The following is a 22,835-nucleotide window of genomic DNA, read 5'->3' on the forward strand; positions in this document are numbered from 1 at the left end:
ACCCCCACACCCCGGCCCGTCCTGACCGACTCCAACGCTTCGGTGTGAGCAGTACGCCGGTGGCGCCGCAGACTTCAAGGCCAGTTACACGTCACGGCGTATCAAGACAACCAAAGGCAGGCGATGGGTTTGAGTCCGTGAGGCGCTTTTGTGGTGAGCGGGCTTGCCCCGCGCGAGGCAAGCTCGCTCACTACAGAAGTAAGCGGGATGCCGCTGAATTTCAGACAAGCCTGCAACAAGTCATCGCGCCAAGCCCGAGCAAACAGATCACCCCGACCCCATACGCCAGCGTTCGCCAAGGTTGCCAACCCGCCAGATACGTCACCGTATGCGCCAGACGGGCCAAGGTAAAACCGCCAAACAACCACGCACTCGCCACAGCGGGCGCCTCCAGCGCAACACACAGCCCTCCCAGCACAAAAAACATGGGGATGTTTTCCAGATCATTGGCCCACGCTCTGCTCGCTCGGCCAACCGGTGGCAGCTCTATCGAATGCGTGGCGCGCTTAAAGAAAGCCGCATCTTCAGCATTGGTGAATGCCAGGCCTCGAATGCGGAAATACCCTTGGTAGCAGGAAACCGCAAACATCTTCAGACATAGCACCAGTACACACAGGGCATAGACTCTCAGGAGGTCATTCATCCCTGACTCCCTGCACCACGATATAGAGCAGCGGCCCCACTGACACAAACACCGCCGTCAATAAAAAGTACGGCACCACCGAACGCACTGACCGCCCTCGCCCGCGCGCATCCCGATACATCCATACACACGCCAATACCGCCATCAGGTAAAGGTCGATCACCACTTGCGCGGTGTCCGGTCGAGACATCAGCTCGCGCCCAAAGGCCAGCAGCGATTGCTCGGCAGTCAGCATCGTAACCAGGGTGTACAGGGAAAAACCGAGCAAGCCGGCCAGGGCAATATAAGGTCTGTGCATGGTGTCGTCCTTGGGGTGATGGAGGCCCACCTTAGTGATAAGGTTTGGCCCCTCGCAATGACCTCGGAGGTCATGAATACGTCATGGAAAACCCTGCTAGCGCCGGTGAACACCTGCGCCAACTGCGCCGACAGGCCAAGTTGAGCCAACTGGACCTCGCCCTGATCACCGGGATTTCCCAGCGTCATCTCAGTTGCCTCGAAACCGGTCGCGCCACACCTAGTCCGGGGACACTGCACAACCTGTTGACGGCACTGGAGACCCCACTGGAGCAATCCAACCGCGTGTTCCTCGCCGCCGGTTACGCCCCGCGCTACACCGCGACCCCGCTTGCCTCACCGGCCATGGCCGCGGTTCGCGAAGCGGTCAACCATGTGCTGCATGCCAACAACCCCGCGCCTGCGATTCTGCTGGGCAGTGAGTGGCAAGTGCTGGCGGCGAATGTCAGTACCGGGCTGTTGTTTGAACGGGTGGGCATCAAAGCAGACGCAGCCGATGGCTTGAACCTGCTGACCACCCTGCTGCAAACCGGTGGCCTGGGCGACCACCTCATCAACGCCGAAGAGATCCGCACCCTGGCCTGGCAACGGGCAACCCGCGAGGCGCTGGGCAATCCGGCATTGGCTGCGCTGCTGGCGAGTTTGCCAGCGCCGACTCACACCCAATTACCCACCGAAATGCCGCCGCTGGTGCTCACGCGCATCCGCTCACTCGAAGGCGAGCTGAACTTTCTGTCGACCTTCACCACGTTCGGCATGCCCCAGGACATCACCCTCACCTCGCTGCGCATCGAGCATCTGATTCCGGCTGACGAGGCGACCTGGCAGGTGATGCGCGCTGCCTTCGCGGACTATTCGGCGCTGGTTTTGTGAAATATCTGTACGTAGACTGCGGCCATACCTCCATCTGAAGGCGGCGAAGAAAACGTCATGCAAGTTACCGAAGTCTCCATTGCCCAATTGCGCGCGGCGCTTGAATCCGGCCAGACCACTGCCGTTGAATTGGTCCAGGCTTACCTCGCACGGATCGACGCGTACGACGGCCCGCAGACCGCCACCGCGCTTAACGCTGTGGTGGTGCGCAACCCACACGCGCTCAAAGAGGCCGAGGCGTCCGATGCACGCCGGGCCAAGGGCGAAACCCTTGGGCCATTGGATGGCATTCCCTACACCGCCAAGGACAGTTACCTGGTCAAAGGCCTGACTGCGGCCTCCGGCAGCCCGGCATTTGCCAAACTGACCGCCCAGCGCGACGCGTTCACCATCGAACGCCTGCGCGCCGGTGGCGCCATTTGCCTGGGCAAGACCAATATGCCGCCGATGGCCAATGGCGGCATGCAGCGTGGCGTATATGGCCGCGCCGAAAGCCCCTATAACGCTGACTACCTCACCGCACCGTTCGCCTCCGGCTCGTCCAACGGCGCGGGTACTGCAACCGCCGCCAGTTTCGCGGCATTCGGCCTTGCAGAAGAAACCTGGTCCAGCGGACGCGGTCCGGCGTCCAACAATGGCCTGTGCGCCTACACCCCCTCCCGTGGGGTGATTTCGGTGCGCGGCAACTGGCCGCTGACGCCAACCATGGACGTGGTGGTGCCATACGCCCGCACCATGGCCGACCTGCTGGAAGTCCTCGATGTGGTGGTCGCCGAAGACCCCGACACCCGTGGCGACCTGTGGCGCCTGCAACCCTGGGTGCCGATCCCCAGCGTCGCCTCGGTGCGCCCGGCGTCTTACGCTGAGCTGGCTGCGACGGCTGAATCCCTCGCGGGCAAACGCCTGGGTGTACCGCGCATGTACATCAATGCCGACCCCGACGCCGGCACCAGCGAAAAACCCGGCATCGGCGGCCCGACCGGGCAACAGATCAACACCCGCGCCAGCGTGATCGACCTGTGGAAAGACGCCCGCAAGGCGCTGGAAGCGGCTGGCGCCGAAGTCATCGAAGTGGATTTCCCCCTGGTGTCCAACTGCGAAGGCGATCGCCCCGGCGCGCCGACGGTGTTCACCCGAGGTTTGGTGTCCAAGGAATTCCTGCACGACGAGTTATGGGAACTGTCCGCCTGGGCTTTCGATGATTTCCTGCGCGCCAACAACGACCCAACCCTCAACCGCCTGGCGGATGTGGACGGCCCGAAAATCTTCCCCCACGACCCCGGCACCCTGCCCAACCGTGAAGACGACCTCGCCGCCGGCATGGACGAATACGTGCGCATGGCCCAGCGCGGGATCACGCCCTGGAATGAAATCAGCACCGTGCCCGATGGCCTGCGCGGCCTGGAGCAAACCCGGCGGATCGACCTGGAAGACTGGATGGAAACACTCGGCCTCGACGCTGTGCTGTTCCCCACCGTCGCCGACGTAGGCCCGGCGGATGCCGATGTAAACGAAGCCAGCGCCGATATCGCCTGGAGCAATGGTATCTGGGTGGCCAACGGCAACCTCGCCATCCGCCACCTGGGCGTGCCAACCGTCACCGTGCCGATGGGCGTGATGGCGGATATCGGCATGCCGGTAGGGCTGACATTTGCCGGGCGCGCTTATGATGACTCGGCATTGCTGCGGTTGGCGGCGGCGTATGAAGCGACCGGCAGCAAGCGATTGATTCCCCCGCGCACCCCGCCACTGATCACAAACTAACGATTTACCCTGTGGGAGGGGGCTTGCTCCCGATGGCGGTGTATCAGGCAAAGCTGTTCCAACTGAACCACCGCCATCGGGAGCAAGCCCCCTCCCACATTTTGATCCTCATCGTGTCAGTTACCGGCTTTGTCTTCACGACAAATGCCGGCAGCACACAGCGGCACCTGGCAGCGATTTGGGGGTGAGGGCAAACCACAGGCCGGGCGCCAGGTGAATGCCGTAGTTGATCAGTACAACCAGTCCCTGGGTGATCATGGGCGGTTGTCATGGTTCAGGCGCTGCCATTCATCCACCACGTCGCCCAGGGTCTTGGGGATATCGTTGCGAATCCAGGCCATGAAGGGACGATCGAACTTGAAGGTCGGCCCGCAGTGCTCACGCATGAAGCGCCGCACGTTCTGGGTGTTTTTGTAGTGTGCGGTCACAGGGGTGGCGCGGATGATGGGGTCGCTGTGCCAGTCAAAATCCATTTTGTCACTCGGGCAGGTGTTGGGTCGGCGTTAGCATAGCGATGTGCCAGCCACCCAGGAAGTGCCAAAACCTTCCGTGTACGAGCACCCCGCGTGTTGGGACATCGTATAAGGAGTTAAAACCTACAAATACCAATCTTCTCGGGGTATTTCAAAATTTTACTTTCCTTAGACCCGGCAAATATTGCATGGTTGTACGACGACTATAGCTGTCGTGCACACCCCAACAACAATAAGGAAACACCCATGCAAAACGTCAAAGTGCTGATCGGTTTTCTGTGCCTGTTCAGCGGCTACGTGGCCGCAGCCCCCGCCGACAACGACGTAGCCCAAGCGGTCGATCACCTGACCCAAGCCATGCTGCACAAAGACATCAAGCAGCTCCAGGCCCTCACTGCCGAGCAACTCACCTACGGCCACTCCAGCGGCAAAATTCAGAACAAACAGGAATTCATCGCCGATATCGAGACCGGTCGCAGCGGCTTCAAGACTCTGGAAATGCAAAAACAAACCATCACTCTGCAAGGCGACACGGCACTGGTGCGCAACCACTTTCACGCACAGGCGGTGAACAGTGGCGTCGAAGTGCCTACCGACATCGAAAACTTCCAGGTCTGGCAAAAACAGAAAGGCCACTGGCTGCTGATCGGTCGCCAGGCCTTTAAATTCTGATGGCTAGCGGTGGCTCACCACGCCACCACGTTGCGCACCTTGAGCAACGCCTCGCGCAGCGACGGCATGTCCACCGACCCCAACGCCAGGCGTAGCGCATGGGGCACCTGAGCCGAAACGGCAAAGGGCTCAGCGGTGGACACGGAAACGCCCTCGCGCTGCAAGGCCATGGCGACTTGATCGGCGCGGGCATCTTCCGCCAGGGGCAGCCACAAAAAATACGATGACGGGTGGCTGGTGTAGGCCACCCCCTTCAACACCTGCGCAGCCAAGGCTTGCCGAGCCCGGGCATCCTGGCGCTTTTGTGCTTCCAAGTGGGCAACGGTGCCGTCCTCGATCCAGGCCACGGCAATCGCGCTCATCACCCCGGGCACGTTCCAAGTGGTCGCCATGATGGTGCGCTCCAACGCCTTCATCCACGCAACAGGCGCCGCGACAAATCCCACGCGCAGCCCTGTGGCGACACTCTTCGACAACCCACCCACATACACCGTACGTTCCGGTGCCAGGCTCGCCACGGGCGTTGGCGCGTCCTCAACTAAAAACGCGTAGGCCGCGTCTTCAATGATCATCAGGTTGTGCTGGCGGGCGATGGCGACCAGCTGCTCGCGCTGCGCCATGCCCATCACCCAGCCCAGCGGATTGTGCAGGGTCGGCATGCTGTACACCGCGCGAACCGGACGCTTGCGACACACGCTATGCAGATATTCCAGGTCCGGGCCGCTGGCGGTGACGGGAATCGCGACGATTTCCAGATGCAGGGTCTCTGCCAACACCTTGAACCCCGAATAGGTCAACGCGTCCACCGCGATCACATCCCCCGGCTTGAGCAACGCCATCATCGCCACCGCCAACCCATGTTGGGCGCCGCTGACCACCAACACCTGCTCGGCCTGCACCGTCAGCCCTCGGCTCAGCAGGTGGCGGGCAATGGTGGCGCGCTCATGCAGGCGGCCGGCGTGGGGCTGATAACGCAGCAGCGCTTCGAGGTCACCGGACAGCGCCAATTGGCGCAACGCAGTGCGCAGCAAGTCCGCCTGACCCGGCAACGAAGGGTAATTGAAGTTGAGGTCAAGCATGCCCGCCGCGATGGTCATCTGCCCACTGCCCTGCCCTGGCGGCAACGCAATCTCGCGCACGAAGGTGCCGCGCCCGGTTTCTCCGCTGACCAGCCCCATGGCCTCCAGCTCGGCATACACCCGACTGGCGGTGACCAGCGCCAAGCCATGATCCGCGGCCAATTGGCGATGGGTAGGCATTCGCATACCGGGGGGCAGTTTCCCGCTGCGAATGTCTTCGGCAAAGTTGTCGACCAGTGACTTGTAACGGGCGCGGGGCATTGGCGATGTATCCATGACAATTTTTTGATTGTCTTGATTCTCGATCCTAGGATGGGCACCACGCAACTCTTCTTTTTCGGGACAGCCCCCATGGAACGTACGTCTCCCCTCAACGCCCTGGACAACAGCACTCAGGGTTGGATCAATGGCTTTATCGGCGTGGTGATTTTCAGCGGCTCACTGCCCGCTACGCGCTTGGCGGTCATGGAATTCGATCCGGTGTTTCTGACGATGATTCGCGCCGCCATCGCTGCCGCATTGGGGCTGCTTCTGCTGTGGCTGTTCAAGGAAAAACGACCCGCGCGCACTCAATGGGCGCCCCTGCTGATCGTCTCCCTCGGCGTGGTGATCGGCTTCCCCCTGCTCACCGCGCTGGCCCTGCAATACGTAACCTCCGCCCATTCCATCGTGTTTATCGGCCTGCTCCCCCTGGCCACGGCGGTGTTTGGCGTACTGCGTGGCGGCGAGCGGCCGCGACCGGTGTTCTGGGTGTTTTCGATTCTGGGCAGTGCCCTGGTGATGGGTTATGCCTTCGCCCAGGGCGTGAGCGCCGCTCCGGCCGGCGATTTGCTGATGCTCCTGGCGGTGTTGGTGTGCGGTTTGGGCTATGCCGAGGGCGCGAAACTGTCGCGCAGCCTGGGCGGCTGGCAGGTGATCTGCTGGGCGCTGGTGGTGTCGCTGCCAGTGGTGCTGCCGTTAGGCCTGCTCCTTGCTCCGCCACGCTTTGCCGGCATCAGCCTGACAGCCTGGCTGAGCCTGGGCTATGTGGCGCTGTTCAGCATGTTGATCGGCTTTGTGTTCTGGTATCGCGGGCTGGCTCAAGGTGGCATCGCGGCCGTCGGCCAGTTGCAGTTGCTGCAACCGTTCTTCGGCCTGGCGCTGGCGGCGGGCCTGCTGCATGAACAGGTCAGTCTAGGCATGGTGCTGGTGACGGTGGCGGTGATCGCCTGCGTGGCCGGTGCGAAGAAGTTCGCCCGCTAGCGCTGCGGTGCGACCATCTTGAATTTGATATGGATGTCGTTGGAAACCACGCTGTTGCCGGCCCATTCACCCTCACCGATCTTGAAATCGCCGCGATTGAGGATGAATTCGCCGTCGAACACGCCAATGCCATCCAGCTCCTTGAGCACCACCTTTACATCAACCGGGCGTGTGGTGCCCTTGATGGTCAGGTTGCCGCTGATCCTGAAGCGGTTATCCCCCAGCGCCTTGACCCCAGTGGATTCATACACCGCGACCGGATAGGTCGCGGTGTCAAACCAGGACGCGCGTTGCAGGGTGTCATTGGCATCGTCACTGCCGGCGCTGATGCTGGTGAGCTGGATCTTGAGCAGCGCGTGTCCCGCCTCCGGCGCCTGCGTATCAAAGGCCAAGGTGCCCTCGAATTCCTTGAACGTCCCATACATCCGCTGCCCCAGTTGTTCGTAGGTGAAACTGATCTGGCTGGCAGTGTGATTGACGTCCTTGTACTCCACCGCCTGGGCGCTGGCGATAAAGCCCAGGACAAGCGCAACCGGCAAAAATCCACGTTTCATGCACCACTCCGCAAAGTCTGGATGTATTCCCATCACGCGTTTGTCCTGCCAAACAGAATAGTCGCCCACAACAATAAGGACGTTGCATGCAAGCGCTACAAGACATCACCGCACCGGAAGGCATCTGCTACGGCTGCGGGGGCAGCAACCCTCACGGGCTGCACATCAAGAGCCGCTGGGACGCAGACGGCATCCATTTGATCACCCAACACGCGCCAGAAGCTCACTTCACTGGCTGGCCGGACCTGGTCTACGGCGGCCTCATCGCCATGCTGGTGGACTGCCATTCCAACTGGACCGCCATGGCCTACCACTACCGCACCGAGCAACGCGAACCCGGCAGCCTGCCACGCATCGACTGCGTGACCGGCAACCTCGGCATCAAATTCATCAAGCCCACGCCCATGGGTGTCACCCTCACCTTGCGCGCCAGGGTCGAAGGCGACGTGGAGCGAAAAACCCGCGTGGTCTGCGAGGTATACGCCGGCGACGTGCTCACGGCAATCGGCGACTCGGTGTTCGTGCGCGTCGACACTGGGCAACTGGCCGCTGCCGCCCATGGCCGCGAGGGCTGAAGCTGGTCTACATTGACTGTCACCGCTAATCGAGGATTGCACCGATGACTCGTCTCACCGCGAAAGACTTTGCCCCCGAACTGCTGGAACTCTACGACGGCTACGCCCACGGCAAGATCAACCGCCGTGAGTTTCTCGACCGCGCTGCGCTGTTCACGTTTGGCGGCCTGACCGCTTCCGCCCTGCTCGCCTCCCTGAGCCCTAACTACGCCCTGGCCGAGCAAGTGAAATTCACCGACCCGGACATCGTCGCCGACTATGTCACCTACCCCTCACCCAAGGGCAACGGCACGGTACGCGGCTACCTGGTACGCCCGGCCAAGGCTGCGGGCAAATTGCCGGCGGTGGTGGTGGTCCACGAAAACCGCGGCCTGAACCCGTATATCGAAGACGTCGCCCGACGCCTGGCCAAAGCCGGCTTCATCGCCCTGGCCCCGGACGGTCTGACCTCGGTCGGCGGCTACCCCGGCAATGACGAAAAAGGCGTAGCGCTGCAACAGACCGTCGACCCGACCAAACTGATGAACGACTTCTTCGCCGCCATCGAATGGCTGATGCACCACGACAGCAGCACCGGAAAAGTCGGCATCACCGGCTTCTGCTACGGCGGTGGCGTGACCAACGCAGCAGCGGTGGCCTACCCCGAACTGGGCGCAGCCGTCTCCTTCTACGGCCGCCAACCGGAAGCCAAGGACGTACCGCGGATCAAGGCGCCGATCATGCTGCACTTCGGCGAGCTGGATACACGTATCAACGAAGGCTGGCCGCCCTACGAGGCAGCCTTGAAAGCGGCCGGCACAACCTATGAAGCGTTCATCTACAAGGGCGCCAATCACGGCTTCCACAATGACTCGACGCCACGTTATGACGAAGCAGCCGCCAACCTGGCATGGGAAAGAACACTGGGGTGGTTCAACAAATACCTGGCATGACTGGCGCTGCTCTGGCTGTTGCTCCTGCTTTTGATCTTGATCCAAAGCGCCCCGTCAGACGCGCTGGCCGAACGCAGGCTTGAATCCGTGGGCAACCCGGCAGGACGCCGGGTTAGCCGCACTGGGCCATAGATCCAGCCGGAGTGAGGGCATGCCGATTCCAGACGAAGCACCGAGTGTTGGGGCGAAGGCCTTTTGATTACTTCTGGCTGGGCCGGCATTCCGGCCTTTCCAAAAGTGACCCGCTGTAAGCGCGGAACCCTAAGCCGCCGTTACCGCAGAGATGGATATGTACCCCAACCAACATATGAGTCGACTGTCAGGCCGCCATCGGGAGCAAGCCCCCTCCCACATTTGGATAGGGGACCATCAGTCAAATGGCGTAACCCTGGCCGCCGTTGACGCAGAAACAGACATCTACCAGCTCTCCTACGCAAAACCCATCATCCCCCTCGACATCAATGCTCCAAAGCATACCGCCGGCAATGATCCAAATACCCCTGCTCATGACTCCCCACCAGCTGCACCACGCTGGTCCACAACCACGAAGGCGCATCCAACTCCCTTGACCGGTTTTCCTGCAAAACCGCCATCCAATCCTTACGAGTCGCCCGATCCATCTGCCGGGCATGAGCAACGCCAACCACCCGAGCCAAATAACCCGCAGCGTGCATCGCGTCAGTCTCGCTCAACTCATCCAACTCCAACTTCATGTCCTGAGGCAGCAGTTCGCGAATAAAAAACCCGTGATCCAGAAACCGCGTCGCCACCATCCGCTCGCCAAGGCCCGGCGACAACTGACGCGCAGCTTCCACAACCCGGCGGGCGTTGTCCCTGGGCATCTTCGCCCGTGCGGCCCGGGGTGCAGCGGCGCCGACCGCCTCCTTGATATCGATCAGGCAATACGCCTGATCATCCTTATCACCAACACCGAGCAAGGCCGCGTAGCGCAACAAGCCAAGGGAGCTGCAGCCCTTGACCCAATAAGCGCAATCCAAAAGTTCGACCTTGGCATCCTTGGGCCGGCCTTTGAGCGAAGTGACCAACTGGTGGATCTCGTCCGACGCGCAGACGACTTTCAGCGCACTTTTTTCGGCCCGCGACAACGGCCAGAAATGCTTGCCTAACGGGATGGTCGGCCGGGCGCTTTCGATGCGCTCACGGGCCAAGTGCTTCCAGGTGCGCGCCACGGCGTTGCGCATCCCTGCCTTGACCTGGGACGGGCGTGGCGGCGTTTCATCGGGCTTGTCTTTGAAGGCTTGCTCGTAGCCCACCATCATTTCTTCAAGCATGCGTGCGGTGGTTACCCCCGGCAGGTCCGAGCCTCGCGCGGCGGTCGCCAGGGACAAGGCCAGGCGCACCAGGTCGTGGGCCGGGTTGCCAATCACTGCCTGGTCCAGGTCACGGATATGCATATCGATGCGCCCCTTGGTGTCGCCGGTGGGGCCAAGGTTGCCAGCGTGGCAGTCGCCGCAGATCCAGATCGCTGGCCCGCGGGGCAAACGGCGTCCAGGCAAGCTGTGCAGCCACTCGTAGAATTGAACGGTACTGCCGCGCACATAAGCGTGGGCCGAGCGCGCCATCTTGAGGTTTCGCAGTTGGGTCAGGTGGGGCATACGAGCGGAGGGGCGCGGTGTTTTCATGGAATAACTCAGTACAGGTGTAGCGGTAGAGCGGTGCGCCTCGGAGAATGTTTCATTATGTTTCTAAAAAATTTATCACGTTGGCCTTCTCCCGTTATATCCAGGCAAGAGACTTCATCGTTTGCCCAGAGCAGGCGAACTGCCTATATTTGCCTCCCCCGCGAGGGTCTTTTTTTAATCGATCACTTTCATGGAAACACTCTCATGCCCCTATCTATGTTCTCAGGCATGCGCAATCTCACGGCGGTAGCCGCCCTTGTCGCTACCGGCCACTGCCTGGCCGCGACCGATCTGCAGGCGGTGGTGGACGCGAGTGTCAAGCCGCTGATGCAGCAACAGGCCATTGCCGGTCTTGTGGTCGGCGTGGTTCAGGACGGCAAAGCGCACTATTTCAACTACGGCGTCGCCTCCCAGGAGACGAGGCAGCCCGTCAGCGAGAACACCCTGTTCGAAGTCGGGTCGGTGAGCAAAACCTTCACCGCCACCCTCGCCGGTTATGCGGCGGCTACCGGCAAACTCAAGCTTTCGGCCCCGGCCAGCGACTACCTGCCAGCCTTGGGTGGCGGCAAGTTTGATCACATCAGCATTCTTAACCTCGGCACCTACACCGCCGGCGGCCTGCCTCTGCAATTTCCACCGGAGGCTGACAACACTCAGCACATGATCAGCTACTTCCAGCAGTGGAAGCCCGACTTCGCCCCAGGCACCCAGCGTTTGTATTCCAACCCTAGCCTGGGCCTGTTCGGCTACCTGACGGCGCAGAGCCTCAAGCAACCGTTCGATCAGGCGATGGAAAAAACCCTGCTGCCCAAACTTGGGCTCAAGCACACCTTCGTCAAGGTGCCGCCGAGTCAGATGAGCCTCTACGCACAAGGCTACGGCAAGGATGGCAAACCGGTGCGCGTCGGCCCCGGCGCCATGGACAGTGAGGCTTACGGCATCAAGACCAGCGCCTCGGACTTGCTGCGTTATGTGCAAGCCAACATGAACCCGGCGAAGCTGGAAAGCGCCGTGCAACGCGCGGTCAGCATCACTCATACCGGCTACTACACCGTCGACGGCATGACCCAAGGGCTGGGCTGGGAAATGTACCCTTATCCCATCACGCTCGATGCGTTGACTGACGGCAACTCCACACCAATGGCCATGGAACCGCACAAGGTGAACTGGCTAACCCCTGCCCAGACGCCCCACGCCAACACGCTGGTGAACAAGACCGGTTCCACCAATGGTTTTGGCGCCTATGTGGCCTACGTGCCGAGCAAGGGATTAGGGGTGGTGATTCTGGCGAACAAGAACTACCCGAATGCAGAGCGGGTGAAAGTCGCCCATGCAGTGTTGAGTGCGCTGGACCATTAAAGCCGGACACGAGCCCACCCTGTGATGAAGGGCTTGTTCAGCCATAGCAAGCCCTCCACCACATTTGACCTTCATGGTGTTCATAAACGTTATTCAGCATTCGCCCACGTCATCCGAAACGACGCCCCGCCCCGCTCCGAATCCTGCACATGCACCTGCCCGCCATGCCATTGGGACACTCGCTGCACCAGCGCCAGGCCCAGGCCGAAGCCGCCGGTACGGCGATCACGGCTGGCATCCAGGCGCATAAACGGCTGGAAGATCTTCGCCCGGCTCTCCTCGGGTACACCCGGGCCGTCGTCACATACCCGCACTTCATAACCGTTGCCGAATTTGATCAGTGAAATGTCCACACGGTGCTCGGCGTAACGGATGGCATTGCGCAGCAGGTTGATCACCGCTCGCGCCATGAAACGCGGCTCGATCTGGATCACGTCCACTTCGCAGGTGCGCAACGACAAGTGTATGCCCGCCGCCTCCGCCTCCAGGGCCACGCTACCGATCACGCTGTCGAGCCAGCTATGGGCTTCGATGCGCTCGCGAGTGACCTGGGTCGCGCCGCGTTCCAGGCTGGCGTAGGTCAGCAGTTCGGAGACCATTTCCTCCAGCTCGCCCAGGTCGGCGTACATATCGGCGATCAATTCGCTGCGCTGACGCGGGTCGGCCTGCTGCTTGAGTTGGTCGAGTTCAAACGACAATCGTGCAATTGGCGTACGCAGCTCATGGGACACCGCATTGGTGAGTTCGCGCTGGTTGGCGATCAGGTTCTCGATACGCTCGGCCATCTGATTGAAGTGCCCGGCCAGCTCGCGCACGGTGGAGCGGCGTGGCAGCAGGATGCGCGAGCCGAGGTCGTTGTCGCCAAAACGTTGTGCGGCCAGACGGATGTGCTCCAAGTCACGCCAATGCGGACGCACCCAGAAATACAGCACTACCGCCAGGCACAGACCCAGCAGGCTGTAGGCCCACAGGTATAGCCATTTCGGCTCTGCCGGCAGTTTGATTTCGAGCAGTTGTGGACCGCTGTCGACCGAGGCGATGAACTCCATGAAATCGCCACGCACTACCAAGTGGCCGGCCGCCAACAATTGTTGTTCACGGGGGGTCAGGGCCAATTCATCACGCTGGACCAGTTTCAGCAGCAAACCATAATGTGGCTGCAATTGGGCCAGCCGCGCCGGACGCGCATCGGCCGGCAACGGGCGCAACTGCTCCACCAGACCGTACGCCGGGCCACGCATGGCTTCGCGATTATAGGTTTCGTTGGCTTCGGGCAGCAGTTCATCAAAGGTGTAGTTGACCAGCCAAATCGCCCCCGCCAACCCCAGCGCGAGGATGATGTACAGGCGCATGTATAAGCGCAGCATCTAGACCTCCCAAGCAAACGGATTGAACAGATACCCCTTGCCCCAGATCGTCTTGATACACACCGGCTCACGTGGGTTGTCATTGAGTTTGCCGCGCAGTTTGCTGATGTAGACGTCGACGCTGCGGTTAAGGCCGTCGAACGCGATGCCGCGCATGCGGTTGAGAATGTCATCGCGAGAAAGAATGGTGCCGGCGTTGCTGGCCAGCAACCACAGCAATTCGAACTCCATGGTGGTGAGGTCGATCTTGTCGTCCCCCAGACTGACGACCCGGCAACTGCGGTCGATGGCCAACCGACCGAACGCCAGCGCCCCGCGTACGGTAGGCTCCGGCAATTGGCGGCGTTGCAGCGCACGCAGGCGCGCCAGCAGCACCGGCGGTTTGATCGGTTTGATCACGTAGTCGTCGGCGCCGGATTCCAGGCCGAGGATATGGTCCAGGTCATCCTCCTTGGCGGTGAGGATCACGATGGGAGTGTCGGACACACTGCGAATCTCGCGGCACACCTGTAGGCCGCTCTGGCCCGGCAGCATCAGGTCGAGTACGACCATTTTCGGTTTGAACGCCAGGAACGCCGCCAAGGCTTCATCACCTCGGTGTACCACGCGAGGCTCGAAGCCGTGTTGTGATAAAAAATGCGCGATCAGCCCCGCCAGCTTCTCGTCGTCCTCAACAAGCAGAACCTTACCCTGACCCAGGTTTTCCATACGTTCTCAGTGCGCGCACGCGGATTGAAGAGGCGGCATTATAGGTGGCAAGCTGGGCAACTGAAGCAGATAGCCAACGGACGTCCCTGAAGCTTCATGTTTTTAAGAGTTTTTTACAAATAGCCTGCATTCTTTAACGCCAATCACAGGGAGTTGTATGCGTAAGGATTACCTGGCGTTCTTTGTTTCGCTGTTCCTGTCGCGTCTGGCGGATCAGATCCTGTTGTTTATCGTGCCGCTGATCGTATTTCAAACCACCCAAAGTGCGTCGTGGGCAGGCCTGGCCTTTTTTATCGAGTCGCTGCCACGCTTCCTGGCCTTCCCGGTGTGCGGCGCCGTGTGCGACAAGTATTCGCCCGTGCGTATCCTGCATATCAGCCAGGTCTACCGGGCGCTGGCCTGTGTGGTGGCTGTGGCGCTTTACGGGATGTTCGACGGTATCTACTGGCTGGTGCTGCTGTCCGCGCTATGCGGGGTGCTGACCACCCAAGGCATCATGGCCCGGGAGGTGCTGATGCCGCATATCTTTGCGCAATACAGCTATGCCAAGACGTTGTCCTACTCCCAGATCGCCGACCAATCCGGCCTGGTACTGGGGCCGTTGTTGGCCGCGCTGATGCTGGAGGTGTGGGCCTGGCATTGGGTAGTGCTGGGGGTTGCAGGGCTGTTCGTGTTGGCAGACCTGGCGATGCGCGCGTGGCAACGTAACACCTCAGTCAACCCGCAACCCCATCAGCAGCACCGTGATATCTGGCTGCAACCGCTGCGCATCGCCTTCGCGCATATCCGCAACCTGCCGGGGTTGAAACGCCTGATTGCGCTGACGGTGGGCGTGAACCTGCCCATTGGCGCCACCCTGGCCACTTCCGCCGCCATGGTCACTGGCGATTTCAACGCCGACAAGGATGCCTACGCGCTGCTGCAAGCGGCAGGTGCGCTGGTGACTATCGTGATTCTGTTTTACCTGTCGCGCACGACCTTGCCGCTAAAACGCCTGGGTGGCGTGTCTTACGGACTGATCACTGTGGGCGCGCTGATCATGGCGGTCAGCCCCAACCTGTGGGCTTACAGCCTTGGCTTCCTGCTGGTTATAGGCTTCGACAAGATGTACAGCGTCTATATGCGCAGCGTGCGCCAGCAGGTCATCCCGGTAGAGGACTTTGGCAAGACCGTCGGCATGATCACCCTACTCAATAACCTGCCACAGCCCGTGGCTGGCCTGGTGATTGCCGTGCTGGCAGCGCCCTTGGGCACGCAAACGGTGATCCTGCTGCTGACCGGGATCACCGCACTGATCGGCGTGGCCGTCGCCTCAGGCCGGCACACCACTGTGAAAGCGAAACTCGACGTCAGGTGACTCGATCAATTCCTGCTCGGCCGCCCTCACCCGCTCGATCACCTGGGCGATATCCTTTGCATCGCCATACTGGTAGGCCAGCTTCAGGTAACCCTGGAAATGCCGCGCCTCGCTTTTCAGCAGGCCGAAGTAGAACTTGCTGAGTTCTTCGTCCAAATGCGGCACCAACGCTTCGAAACGCTCGCAACTGCGCGCCTCGATAAACGCCCCGACTACCAACGTATCCACCAATTTCACTGGCTCATGGTTGCGCACGACTTTGCGCAAGCCCGAGGCATACCGGCTGGCATGCAACTGGCGCAGTTCAATCTTGCGCTTTTTCATCAAGCGCATGACCTGTTCGTGGTGCACCAGTTCTTCGCGGGCCAGGCGCGACATCATGTTGATCAGGTCGACATGGCCGTGATACTTGGCGATCAGGCTCAAGGCGGTGCTCGCGGCCTTGAATTCGCAGTTCTTGTGGTCGATCAGCAGCGTTTCCTGATCGGCCAACGCGGCCTGGACCCAGGCGTCGGGGGTGCGGCAACCGAGGAATTCGTGGATTTCTGGCAGGTTCATCGGGCTCACGGGGAAAAGGATCACAAAAGGCCGGCGATTATACCGACCACGCCGCAGACCACCAGCCACCGGCCTTGATGTGCATCAACATGACGGCTGCCGGGCAGCAACTATAGTTATTCCACGCCCACTCTTTTGGAGATCCCGACCATGCAAGCCATCCGCAGTATCCTGGTGGTCATCGAGCCCGAGCATTCGGAAAGCCTGGCCCTCAAGCGCGCCAAGCTGATCGCCGAGGTAACCGGCGCGCACCTGCACTTGCTGGTCTGCGATAAAAACCATGAGCATTCGGCGCTGTTGAGCCTGCTCAAGGCCGGATTGCAGGAGGATGGCTACAGCGTGACCACCGAACAGGCGTGGAATGCCAGCCTGCATGAAACCATCATTGATGTGCAGCAGGCTGAGGGCTGCGGTTTGGTGATCAAGCAACACTTTCCCGACAGCCCGCTGAAGAAGGCGCTGCTGACACCGGCGGACTGGAAGCTGCTGCGCTTTTGCCCGACACCGGTGTTGCTGGTCAAGACGTCCACGCCATGGGCTGGCGGGGTGATCCTGGCAGCAATTGATGTGGGCAATACCGACAGCGAGCACCGTTCGCTGCACAATTCGATCATTGATCATGGCTTCGACATCGCCAGCCTCGCCAAGGCGCAGCTGCACGTGATCAGCGCCCATCCGTCGCCGATGCTGTCAGCGGCGGACCCGACGTTCCAACTCAAGGAAACCATCGAAGCGCGCTACCGCGAGCAGTGCCAGGCGTTCCAGGCTGAGTTCGACGTGGACGACGCGCACCTGCATATCGAGGAAGGCCCGGCGGATGTGCTGATTCCCTTCGCGGCGCACAAGTGGCAGGCAGCAGTGACCATCATCGGTACCGTAGCGCGCACCGGAATTTCCGGTGCACTGATCGGCAACACGGCGGAGGTGGTGCTGGATGCTGTGGAAAGTGATGTGTTGGTGCTCAAGCCGCAGACATTGATGGATCACCTGGAAGAGCTGGTCACCAAACCCTGACGCCTATCCTCCAGAAAACCGACGTCCAATGTGGGGGGCGGCTTGCCCCCTCCCACATTCCGATTTTTGCCGTCAGGTAGAGAGCGCATCCCTGAGGAACCCTGGGGCAATATAGCGCTGGTAGTGGGCCTCGGACAGGATAAAGAACTCACGGTCGATGGCATCGCGCAGTTCCGGCAACGCCCAATCACGAAACTCCGGCAACAGCACCATGCCGTACGCCTCCAGGTTATTGATGACCCGCGCACCGCGCGCAATCAACTGGTATGCCCAGCAGTACTCGGATTGGTGCGGCACGAAGCGGATCTTGCGCTGCTCCAACTGACCGCGCAGGGTCTTGGGGTCGAAAATCTCCAGTTTGCCGGCCATCACCTGCACCAGCAGTTGCTCCAGGCGCAGCCATACCGCACGTTTTTCTTCTTCGCTATAGCCATTCCACAGGATTACTTCGTGGTGGAAGCGCTTGCAGCCACGGCACACCAGATCGCCGTAAACCGTGGAGCACAGGCCGACGCAGGGGGTCTTGATGGTTTGGTTGGACATGGGCAACGACACGCAAATCAGCGAAACAGTGCGCCATGTTAGCCCTTTGTCTAAGGTTGATCACCCAGCAAACTTGCCATGGCAACTTACCTTTAGAAATTTTTTGCCGTAGAATCATCCGGCCTTGTAAGGCGCCAATAATCCGCTGGAAGCTGTTTTCAAAGCGTCACGAGCACAGTCGTTCCTTCAGAACGGTGTTGGCGCGGACTTGACCCCGGTAGGTCAACAACCGCGCCAACCCTCATCAGCTCCGTTCTGCAGGCGTAAAACTTTGAAAGCAGCTTCTGTGAGGAATGCCGGCAGCGCTGGCTTTGCGGCCCAAAAAGCCCCCGAGCGCATGCGTGCCGTTCATTTCTGGATGAGCGTCCCGTGGGACCACTGATGAGGGTAATAACTGTGCTTGAAGCCTACCGCAAACATATCGAAGAGCGTGCAGCCCTGGGTATTGTTCCCCAGCCGCTTAACGCCGAACAAACCGCAGGCCTGGTCGAGCTGCTGAAAAATCCTCCAGCCGGCGAAGAAGAATTCCTCGTTGACCTGATCACCAACCGCATTCCACCTGGTGTTGACGAAGCTGCCTACGTCAAGGCCGGTTTCCTGTCTGCCCTGGCCAAGGGCGAAGCCACTTCCCCCCTGATCGACAAGAAACGCGCTGTTGAACTGCTCGGCACCATGCAAGGCGGCTACAACATCGTGACGTTGGTCGAGCTGCTGGACGACGCCGAGCTGGCGCCTGTCGCCGCGGCCCAACTCAAGCACACCCTGCTGATGTTCGACGCGTTCCACGACGTCGCCGAAAAAGCCCGCAACGGCAACGAGCACGCTAAAGCCGTAATCCAGTCCTGGGCTGACGGCGAATGGTTCCGCAACCGCCCTACCCTGGCCGACAAGATCAGCCTGCGCGTATTCAAGGTCACCGGCGAAACCAACACCGACGACCTGTCCCCTGCTCCGGACGCCTGGTCCCGCCCTGACATCCCGCTGCACGCCCTGGCCATGCTAAAAATGGCTCGCGAAGGCATCGTGCCGGACGAGCAAGGCAAGACCGGCCCGATGAAGCAGATCGAAGAAATGCGCGGCCAAGGCTTCCCGATCGCCTACGTCGGTGACGTGGTCGGTACCGGCTCTTCGCGTAAATCCGCTACCAACTCGGTACTGTGGTTCTTCGGCGACGACGTACCTTACGTACCGAACAAGCGTGCCGGCGGTTTCTGCTTCGGCAGCAAGATCGCTCCGATCTTCTACAACACCATGGAAGATGCTGGCGCACTGCCAATCGAATTCGACGTGACCAACATGAACATGGGCGACGTGATCGACCTGTATCCTCATGCTGGCAAAGTCTGCAAACACGGCACCGATGAAGTCCTGACCACCTTCGAAATGAAGACCCCGGTCCTGTTGGACGAAGTTCGTGCCGGCGGCCGTATCCCGCTGATCATCGGCCGTGGCCTGACCGACAAGGCTCGCGCCGAATTGGGTCTGGGCCCTACCGACCTGTTCAAGCTGCCTGAAGCACCGGTCGACACTGGCAAGGGTTTCACCCTGGCCCAGAAAATGGTCGGCAAGGCCTGCGGCCTGCCGGAAGGCAAAGGCGTTCGTCCAGGTACGTACTGCGAACCGAAGATGACCACCGTGGGTTCCCAGGACACCACCGGTCCTATGACCCGTGACGAACTGAAAGACCTGGCGTGCCTGGGCTTCTCGACCGATCTGGTAATGCAGTCTTTCTGCCACACCGCGGCTTATCCAAAGCCGATCGACGTGACCACCCACCACACCCTGCCTGACTTCATCATGACCCGTGGCGGTGTATCGCTGCGTCCAGGCGACGGCATCATCCACAGCTGGCTGAACCGCATGCTGCTGCCGGATACCGTCGGTACCGGTGGTGACTCCCACACCCGCTTCCCGATGGGCATCTCGTTCCCGGCCGGTTCCGGTCTGGTCGCGTTCGCCGCAGCCACTGGCGTAATGCCACTGGACATGCCGGAATCGATCCTGGTGCGCTTCAAAGGCAAAATGAAACCTGGCATCACCCTGCGTGACCTGGTTCATGCCATTCCTTACTACGCGATCCAGTCCGGTTTGTTGACTGTCGAGAAGAAAGGCAAGAAAAACGCCTTCTCCGGCCGCATCCTGGAAATCGAAGGCCTGAACGACCTGACGCTGGAACAGGCTTTCGAGCTGTCCGACGCCTCGGCCGAACGTTCGGCTGCCGGTTGCACCATCAAGCTGTCGAAAGAGTCCGTCACCGAGTACCTGAACTCCAACATCACCCTGCTGCGCTGGATGATCGGCGAAGGCTACGGCGATGCACGCACCCTGGAACGTCGCGCTCAAGCGATGGAAGCCTGGGTAGCCAACCCAGAGCTGATGGAAGCCGATGCCGACGCGGAATACGCCGAAATCATCGAGATCGACCTGGCCGAAATCAACGAGCCGATCCTCTGCGCACCAAACGACCCGGACGACGCTCGTCTGCTGTCGAGTGTTGCCGGCGAGAAGATCGACGAAGTGTTCATCGGTTCGTGCATGACCAACATCGGTCACTTCCGCGCTGCCGGTAAGTTGCTGGAGCAGGTCAAGGGTCAGCTGCCTACCCGTCTGTGGCTCTCGCCGCCGACCAAGATGGACGCTCACCAACTGACCGAAGAAGGCTACTACGGCATCTACGGCAAGGCTGGCGCGCGCATGGAAATGCCGGGCTGCTCGCTGTGCATGGGTAACCAGGCACGTGTAGAACCGAACTCGACTGTTGTGTCGACCTCGACCCGTAACTTCCCTAACCGTCTGGGTGATGGTGCCAACGTCTACCTGGCCTCGGCTGAGCTGGCGGCAGTAGCCTCCACCCTGGGTCGCCTGCCGACCGTCGAAGAGTACATGGGCTACGCGGCGAAACTGGACACCATGGCCAGCGACGTCTACCGCTACCTGAACTTCGACCAAATCGCTGAGTTCCGCAAGATCGCAGCAAGCGCCAACATCCCGGTGATTCAAGCCTAAGGTGTTGATGTAACAAAAACGCCGCGTATCGCAAGATACGCGGCGTTTTTTTATGCCTGGAATACAAACACATTCAATTGATCCCTCTGTCACTGACCCACCGCTATCGGGAGCAAGCCCCCTCCCACAGTTTTGACCGCGACGAGCAACCTTATACCTTCAACCGCACCACCGTCTGATCCTCAAGGTGAGCTGGCTGAAGACACCGTTCCAAATATGGGAGGGGGCTTGTCCCCTCCCACAGCTTTGACCGCAACGGGCGACCTTATACCTTCAACCGCACCATCGTCTGATCCTCAAGGTGAGCTGGCTTGCCCCCGATGGGGGAGTGTCAGTTGATGCATCTGCCACTGACCCACCGCTATTTGGAGCAATCCCCACGCGTCACGCTTTGCTCACCTCAAGCGCCAGCTGCACCGCGCCATCGACGCTCAAGCCACTGAGCAGCACATGGGACGCCAATGCTTCGGGCAGCCCCTGCAACACCTCGCGCGCGTCATGCCGCACGCGGGCAAGTACCAGGCGCTTGCCCTCCCCGTGTACTTGCGCAAAAAAAGCCGCCAGCGCTTCGATGCTGGTGCCGTCGAGGTCCGGCGATTCTTCCAGGCTCAACACTACCGCCTGCGCCTGGGAATGACGCATCAGGCGCAAGGCCGCGCCCAGGATGCGCTCGGCATTCGCAAAAAATAGCGCTTCGCTGGGCCGTACGATCAATACCCCCGGGACGGCCAGGGCGTCGGCATGGTGCAGGCGGTCGACAAAGTCATGGCTGTCACCCAGGCGGCCCAACACTTGAATGTCGGCTGACGACATCTGGCGCAGCATCAGCATCACACTGATTGCGACCGCGAGCAGCAAACCATCCAGCACGCCCAGCACCAGCACCGCCGCCACCGCACAAATTACCAGCACGCGATCGCGGCGCCACAGGAAATAACGCCCCAGCGGCTGCAAACTCAAGCCTCGACCCAGGGCATAGATGACGACGGCCGCCAACACCGGCTCCGGCGTGAGCGCGACATAGGGCAGCACCGTCAGCACGATCAGCAATATCACCAGCGCCGCGACAATCCCCGCCAGGCGCGAATAGGCGCCGGCCGCCTCGTTGGCCGAGGTCGCCGAATACCCGGCACCGGCCGGCATGCCGTGGAACAGACCGGAGACCAGGTTGGCCACTCCCAGCGCAAGCAAGTCACGGTTGGAGGACACGCGGTCGCCATGCTTGAGCGCGAACGAACTGATAGAGCCGTAGGACTCCGCGTACAGGATCATCACCAGCGCAAACGCCAATTCCCCGAGGCGCAGCCAGTCGGCAAACGGCAGCACCGGCAAACGCCCCAGCTCCAGGCGCAGGTCGATCATGCCGATCTGCGCCACGCCATAGGCCTGCAGGTCCAAGTACTGCCCGGCAGCGATGCCGAGCACCACGACCACCAAACCACCCGGCAGACGCGGGAAGCGTGCGCACAGCCACAACACCAGCAACGCCAGCCCCGCCACCAGTGCCGCAGGCCAGTTCCAGCGCGGTAGCTGCTCCAGCAACTGCGGCAGAAAACGGATCAGGTTGTTATCGGTCAGGTGCACGCCCACCACACTGGCCAATTGCTTGAGGATGATGGTCAGCGCCAGGCCGAAGGCGAAGCCACGCAACACGGGCTTGGCGATAAACGAAGTGACGCCGCCAAGTTTCAACAGGCCGGCCAACAGGAAAAACACCCCGGTGAGCAGTACCAGCCCGAAGGCCAGGGAAAGCCTCAATGCCGGGTCATCTCCCGCCAGGCTCGCCGTCGCCGCCGCCAAAACGGCCGCCGACGACGAGGTAGCCGAAACAATCGCAAAGCGGCTGGTGCCGAACAGGCCGTAGCACACCAGGCCGGCAAATAAAGCGATCACCCCGGCCTGGGGCGGCAGCGCGGCGATACTGGAATAGGCGACGGCTTCCGGCAGCAGCAAACCCGCGATGGATAGGCCAGCCAGCAGGTCTTGGATGCGGTTCGACGGTACGGCAACGGGTGCATCGGTTTCAGTCTTCAATCGGCCCAACCCATCCTGGCAAAAAGCGTGCGTAAGCTTAGCCCTCATTGCTCGGCTGCGGTTGAGCCGCATCAGCTTTTGCGCGGGCAAAAAAAAGCCGATTCGCGCTATGCGCGAATCGGCTTGCTTGCGTGAGCCCTGG

Annotated in this window: 22 protein-coding genes; 10 read left to right on the forward strand and 12 right to left on the reverse strand. The window is 60.9% G+C overall.

Annotated features, from left to right (window positions below):
• Positions 1-220: 220 nt before the first annotated feature.
• Complete coding sequence (locus LRO94_RS15795) at positions 221-643, reverse strand: MAPEG family protein (protein ID WP_179178893.1); 423 nt, start codon at positions 641-643, stop codon at positions 221-223.
• Entirely contained in the window at positions 636-941 is a 306-nt protein-coding gene (locus tag LRO94_RS15800; RefSeq protein WP_095184604.1) for a DUF2834 domain-containing protein, read from the reverse strand. The genes LRO94_RS15795 and LRO94_RS15800 overlap by 8 nt, the downstream gene beginning before the upstream one ends.
• Positions 942-1,024: 83 nt before the next feature.
• On the opposite strand from LRO94_RS15800, the gene LRO94_RS15805 reads away from it, so the two are divergent.
• The gene (locus LRO94_RS15805; protein WP_032887167.1) at positions 1,025-1,813 is read left to right on the forward strand and encodes a helix-turn-helix domain-containing protein; all 789 of its coding nucleotides are present in this window, start codon (positions 1,025-1,027) and stop codon (positions 1,811-1,813) included.
• 57 nt (positions 1,814-1,870) lie between these two features.
• The gene (locus LRO94_RS15810; RefSeq protein ID WP_122680893.1) at positions 1,871-3,577 is read left to right on the forward strand and encodes an amidase; all 1,707 of its coding nucleotides are present in this window, start codon (positions 1,871-1,873) and stop codon (positions 3,575-3,577) included.
• Positions 3,578-3,712: 135 nt separating this feature from the next.
• Here the strand turns inward: LRO94_RS15810 and LRO94_RS27885 are convergent, their stop codons facing one another.
• Positions 3,713-3,835, reverse strand: a complete 123-nt coding sequence (locus LRO94_RS27885) for a hypothetical protein (RefSeq protein ID WP_256583447.1) — start codon at positions 3,833-3,835, stop codon at positions 3,713-3,715.
• A complete protein-coding gene (locus tag LRO94_RS15815; protein ID WP_179178892.1) occupies positions 3,832-4,050 on the reverse strand; it encodes a DUF6434 domain-containing protein in 219 nt (72 codons plus the stop codon). Before LRO94_RS15815 ends, LRO94_RS27885 begins: the two co-directional genes overlap by 4 nt.
• 246 nt (positions 4,051-4,296) lie before the next feature.
• Here LRO94_RS15815 and LRO94_RS15820 point away from each other — a divergent pair, with 246 nt between their 5' ends.
• Positions 4,297-4,722, forward strand: coding sequence for a nuclear transport factor 2 family protein (locus LRO94_RS15820; RefSeq protein ID WP_032887170.1), 426 nt, complete (start codon positions 4,297-4,299; stop codon positions 4,720-4,722).
• 14 nt (positions 4,723-4,736) lie between these two features.
• On the opposite strand, the gene LRO94_RS15825 is transcribed toward LRO94_RS15820, so the two are convergent.
• Positions 4,737-6,062 (reverse strand): aminotransferase-like domain-containing protein, encoded by a 1,326-nt coding sequence (locus LRO94_RS15825; RefSeq protein WP_179178891.1) that lies wholly within the window; start codon positions 6,060-6,062, stop codon positions 4,737-4,739.
• A 90-nt stretch (positions 6,063-6,152) separates the two neighbouring features.
• Here LRO94_RS15825 and LRO94_RS15830 point away from each other — a divergent pair, with 90 nt between their 5' ends.
• The gene (locus tag LRO94_RS15830) at positions 6,153-7,043 is read left to right on the forward strand and encodes a DMT family transporter (RefSeq protein ID WP_179178890.1); all 891 of its coding nucleotides are present in this window, start codon (positions 6,153-6,155) and stop codon (positions 7,041-7,043) included.
• On the opposite strand, the gene LRO94_RS15835 is transcribed toward LRO94_RS15830, so the two are convergent.
• Positions 7,040-7,597: a YceI family protein gene (locus LRO94_RS15835; RefSeq protein ID WP_179178889.1), complete on the reverse strand. Its 558-nt coding sequence runs from the start codon at positions 7,595-7,597 to the stop codon at positions 7,040-7,042. The genes LRO94_RS15830 and LRO94_RS15835 overlap by 4 nt on opposite strands.
• A gap of 86 nt (positions 7,598-7,683) precedes the next feature.
• Here LRO94_RS15835 and LRO94_RS15840 point away from each other — a divergent pair, with 86 nt between their 5' ends.
• Positions 7,684-8,172 carry a PaaI family thioesterase gene (locus tag LRO94_RS15840; protein WP_179178888.1) on the forward strand — a complete coding sequence of 163 codons (489 nt, stop codon included), beginning with the start codon at positions 7,684-7,686 and terminating at the stop codon, positions 8,170-8,172.
• Positions 8,173-8,216: 44 nt separating this feature from the next.
• Positions 8,217-9,104 carry a YghX family hydrolase gene (yghX, locus tag LRO94_RS15845; protein WP_032887176.1) on the forward strand — a complete coding sequence of 296 codons (888 nt, stop codon included), beginning with the start codon at positions 8,217-8,219 and terminating at the stop codon, positions 9,102-9,104.
• A gap of 458 nt (positions 9,105-9,562) precedes the next feature.
• Here yghX and LRO94_RS15850 read toward each other — a convergent pair whose 3' ends face one another.
• On the reverse strand, positions 9,563-10,747 hold the full coding sequence (locus tag LRO94_RS15850) for a DUF2252 family protein (protein ID WP_032887177.1): 1,185 nt from the start codon (positions 10,745-10,747) through the stop codon (positions 9,563-9,565).
• Positions 10,748-10,951: 204 nt separating this feature from the next.
• Between LRO94_RS15850 and ampC the strand changes: the two genes are divergently transcribed.
• Positions 10,952-12,106: a class C beta-lactamase gene (gene ampC / locus LRO94_RS15855; RefSeq protein ID WP_179178887.1), complete on the forward strand. Its 1,155-nt coding sequence runs from the start codon at positions 10,952-10,954 to the stop codon at positions 12,104-12,106.
• A gap of 89 nt (positions 12,107-12,195) precedes the next feature.
• Here ampC and LRO94_RS15860 read toward each other — a convergent pair whose 3' ends face one another.
• Both LRO94_RS15860 and LRO94_RS15865 read right to left on the reverse strand, forming a co-directional pair.
• The gene (locus tag LRO94_RS15860; RefSeq protein WP_179178886.1) at positions 12,196-13,473 is read right to left on the reverse strand and encodes an ATP-binding protein; all 1,278 of its coding nucleotides are present in this window, start codon (positions 13,471-13,473) and stop codon (positions 12,196-12,198) included.
• Positions 13,474-14,181 (reverse strand): winged helix-turn-helix domain-containing protein, encoded by a 708-nt coding sequence (locus tag LRO94_RS15865; RefSeq protein WP_095184596.1) that lies wholly within the window; start codon positions 14,179-14,181, stop codon positions 13,474-13,476.
• 157 nt (positions 14,182-14,338) lie between these two features.
• On the opposite strand from LRO94_RS15865, the gene LRO94_RS15870 reads away from it, so the two are divergent.
• Entirely contained in the window at positions 14,339-15,538 is a 1,200-nt protein-coding gene (locus tag LRO94_RS15870) for an MFS transporter (RefSeq protein ID WP_179178885.1), read from the forward strand.
• On the opposite strand, the gene miaE is transcribed toward LRO94_RS15870, so the two are convergent.
• Entirely contained in the window at positions 15,494-16,096 is a 603-nt protein-coding gene (gene miaE, locus LRO94_RS15875) for a tRNA-(ms[2]io[6]A)-hydroxylase (RefSeq protein ID WP_032887182.1), read from the reverse strand. The two genes, LRO94_RS15870 and miaE, sit on opposite strands and share 45 nt — an antisense overlap.
• Positions 16,097-16,246: 150 nt before the next feature.
• Between miaE and LRO94_RS15880 the strand changes: the two genes are divergently transcribed.
• A complete protein-coding gene (locus LRO94_RS15880) occupies positions 16,247-17,110 on the forward strand; it encodes a universal stress protein (RefSeq protein WP_032887183.1) in 864 nt (287 codons plus the stop codon).
• Between the two features lie 72 nt (positions 17,111-17,182).
• On the opposite strand, the gene LRO94_RS15885 is transcribed toward LRO94_RS15880, so the two are convergent.
• Positions 17,183-17,653: a DUF1289 domain-containing protein gene (locus tag LRO94_RS15885; protein WP_032887184.1), complete on the reverse strand. Its 471-nt coding sequence runs from the start codon at positions 17,651-17,653 to the stop codon at positions 17,183-17,185.
• Positions 17,654-18,049: 396 nt separating this feature from the next.
• Here LRO94_RS15885 and acnB point away from each other — a divergent pair, with 396 nt between their 5' ends.
• Positions 18,050-20,659, forward strand: a complete 2,610-nt coding sequence (gene acnB, locus LRO94_RS15890; protein WP_032887185.1) for a bifunctional aconitate hydratase 2/2-methylisocitrate dehydratase — start codon at positions 18,050-18,052, stop codon at positions 20,657-20,659.
• Positions 20,660-21,043: 384 nt separating this feature from the next.
• On the opposite strand, the gene LRO94_RS15895 is transcribed toward acnB, so the two are convergent.
• On the reverse strand, positions 21,044-22,693 hold the full coding sequence (locus tag LRO94_RS15895; protein ID WP_095184594.1) for a SulP family inorganic anion transporter: 1,650 nt from the start codon (positions 22,691-22,693) through the stop codon (positions 21,044-21,046).
• Positions 22,694-22,835 lie beyond the last annotated feature (142 nt).

Source organism: Pseudomonas sivasensis (assembly GCF_021391435.1).
GTDB classification, from domain to species: Bacteria; Pseudomonadota; Gammaproteobacteria; order Pseudomonadales; family Pseudomonadaceae; genus Aquipseudomonas; species Aquipseudomonas sivasensis.

Bases quoted from the DNA above. Each gene is read 5' to 3' on its own strand.
- LRO94_RS15795 (WP_179178893.1), bottom strand. From the start codon at position 643: ATGAATGACCTCCTGAGAGTCTATGCCCTGTGTGTACTGGTGCTATGT.
- LRO94_RS15800 (WP_095184604.1), bottom strand. From the start codon at position 941: ATGCACAGACCTTATATTGCCCTGGCCGGCTTGCTCGGTTTTTCCCTG.
- LRO94_RS15805 (WP_032887167.1), top strand. From the start codon at position 1,025: ATGGAAAACCCTGCTAGCGCCGGTGAACACCTGCGCCAACTGCGCCGA.
- LRO94_RS15810 (WP_122680893.1), top strand. From the start codon at position 1,871: ATGCAAGTTACCGAAGTCTCCATTGCCCAATTGCGCGCGGCGCTTGAA.
- LRO94_RS27885 (WP_256583447.1), bottom strand. From the start codon at position 3,835: ATGATCACCCAGGGACTGGTTGTACTGATCAACTACGGCATTCACCTG.
- LRO94_RS15815 (WP_179178892.1), bottom strand. From the start codon at position 4,050: ATGGATTTTGACTGGCACAGCGACCCCATCATCCGCGCCACCCCTGTG.
- LRO94_RS15820 (WP_032887170.1), top strand. From the start codon at position 4,297: ATGCAAAACGTCAAAGTGCTGATCGGTTTTCTGTGCCTGTTCAGCGGC.
- LRO94_RS15825 (WP_179178891.1), bottom strand. From the start codon at position 6,062: ATGCCCCGCGCCCGTTACAAGTCACTGGTCGACAACTTTGCCGAAGAC.
- LRO94_RS15830 (WP_179178890.1), top strand. From the start codon at position 6,153: ATGGAACGTACGTCTCCCCTCAACGCCCTGGACAACAGCACTCAGGGT.
- LRO94_RS15835 (WP_179178889.1), bottom strand. From the start codon at position 7,597: ATGAAACGTGGATTTTTGCCGGTTGCGCTTGTCCTGGGCTTTATCGCC.
- LRO94_RS15840 (WP_179178888.1), top strand. From the start codon at position 7,684: ATGCAAGCGCTACAAGACATCACCGCACCGGAAGGCATCTGCTACGGC.
- yghX (WP_032887176.1), top strand. From the start codon at position 8,217: ATGACTCGTCTCACCGCGAAAGACTTTGCCCCCGAACTGCTGGAACTC.
- LRO94_RS15850 (WP_032887177.1), bottom strand. From the start codon at position 10,747: ATGAAAACACCGCGCCCCTCCGCTCGTATGCCCCACCTGACCCAACTG.
- ampC (WP_179178887.1), top strand. From the start codon at position 10,952: ATGCCCCTATCTATGTTCTCAGGCATGCGCAATCTCACGGCGGTAGCC.
- LRO94_RS15860 (WP_179178886.1), bottom strand. From the start codon at position 13,473: ATGCTGCGCTTATACATGCGCCTGTACATCATCCTCGCGCTGGGGTTG.
- LRO94_RS15865 (WP_095184596.1), bottom strand. From the start codon at position 14,181: ATGGAAAACCTGGGTCAGGGTAAGGTTCTGCTTGTTGAGGACGACGAG.
- LRO94_RS15870 (WP_179178885.1), top strand. From the start codon at position 14,339: ATGCGTAAGGATTACCTGGCGTTCTTTGTTTCGCTGTTCCTGTCGCGT.
- miaE (WP_032887182.1), bottom strand. From the start codon at position 16,096: ATGAACCTGCCAGAAATCCACGAATTCCTCGGTTGCCGCACCCCCGAC.
- LRO94_RS15880 (WP_032887183.1), top strand. From the start codon at position 16,247: ATGCAAGCCATCCGCAGTATCCTGGTGGTCATCGAGCCCGAGCATTCG.
- LRO94_RS15885 (WP_032887184.1), bottom strand. From the start codon at position 17,653: ATGTCCAACCAAACCATCAAGACCCCCTGCGTCGGCCTGTGCTCCACG.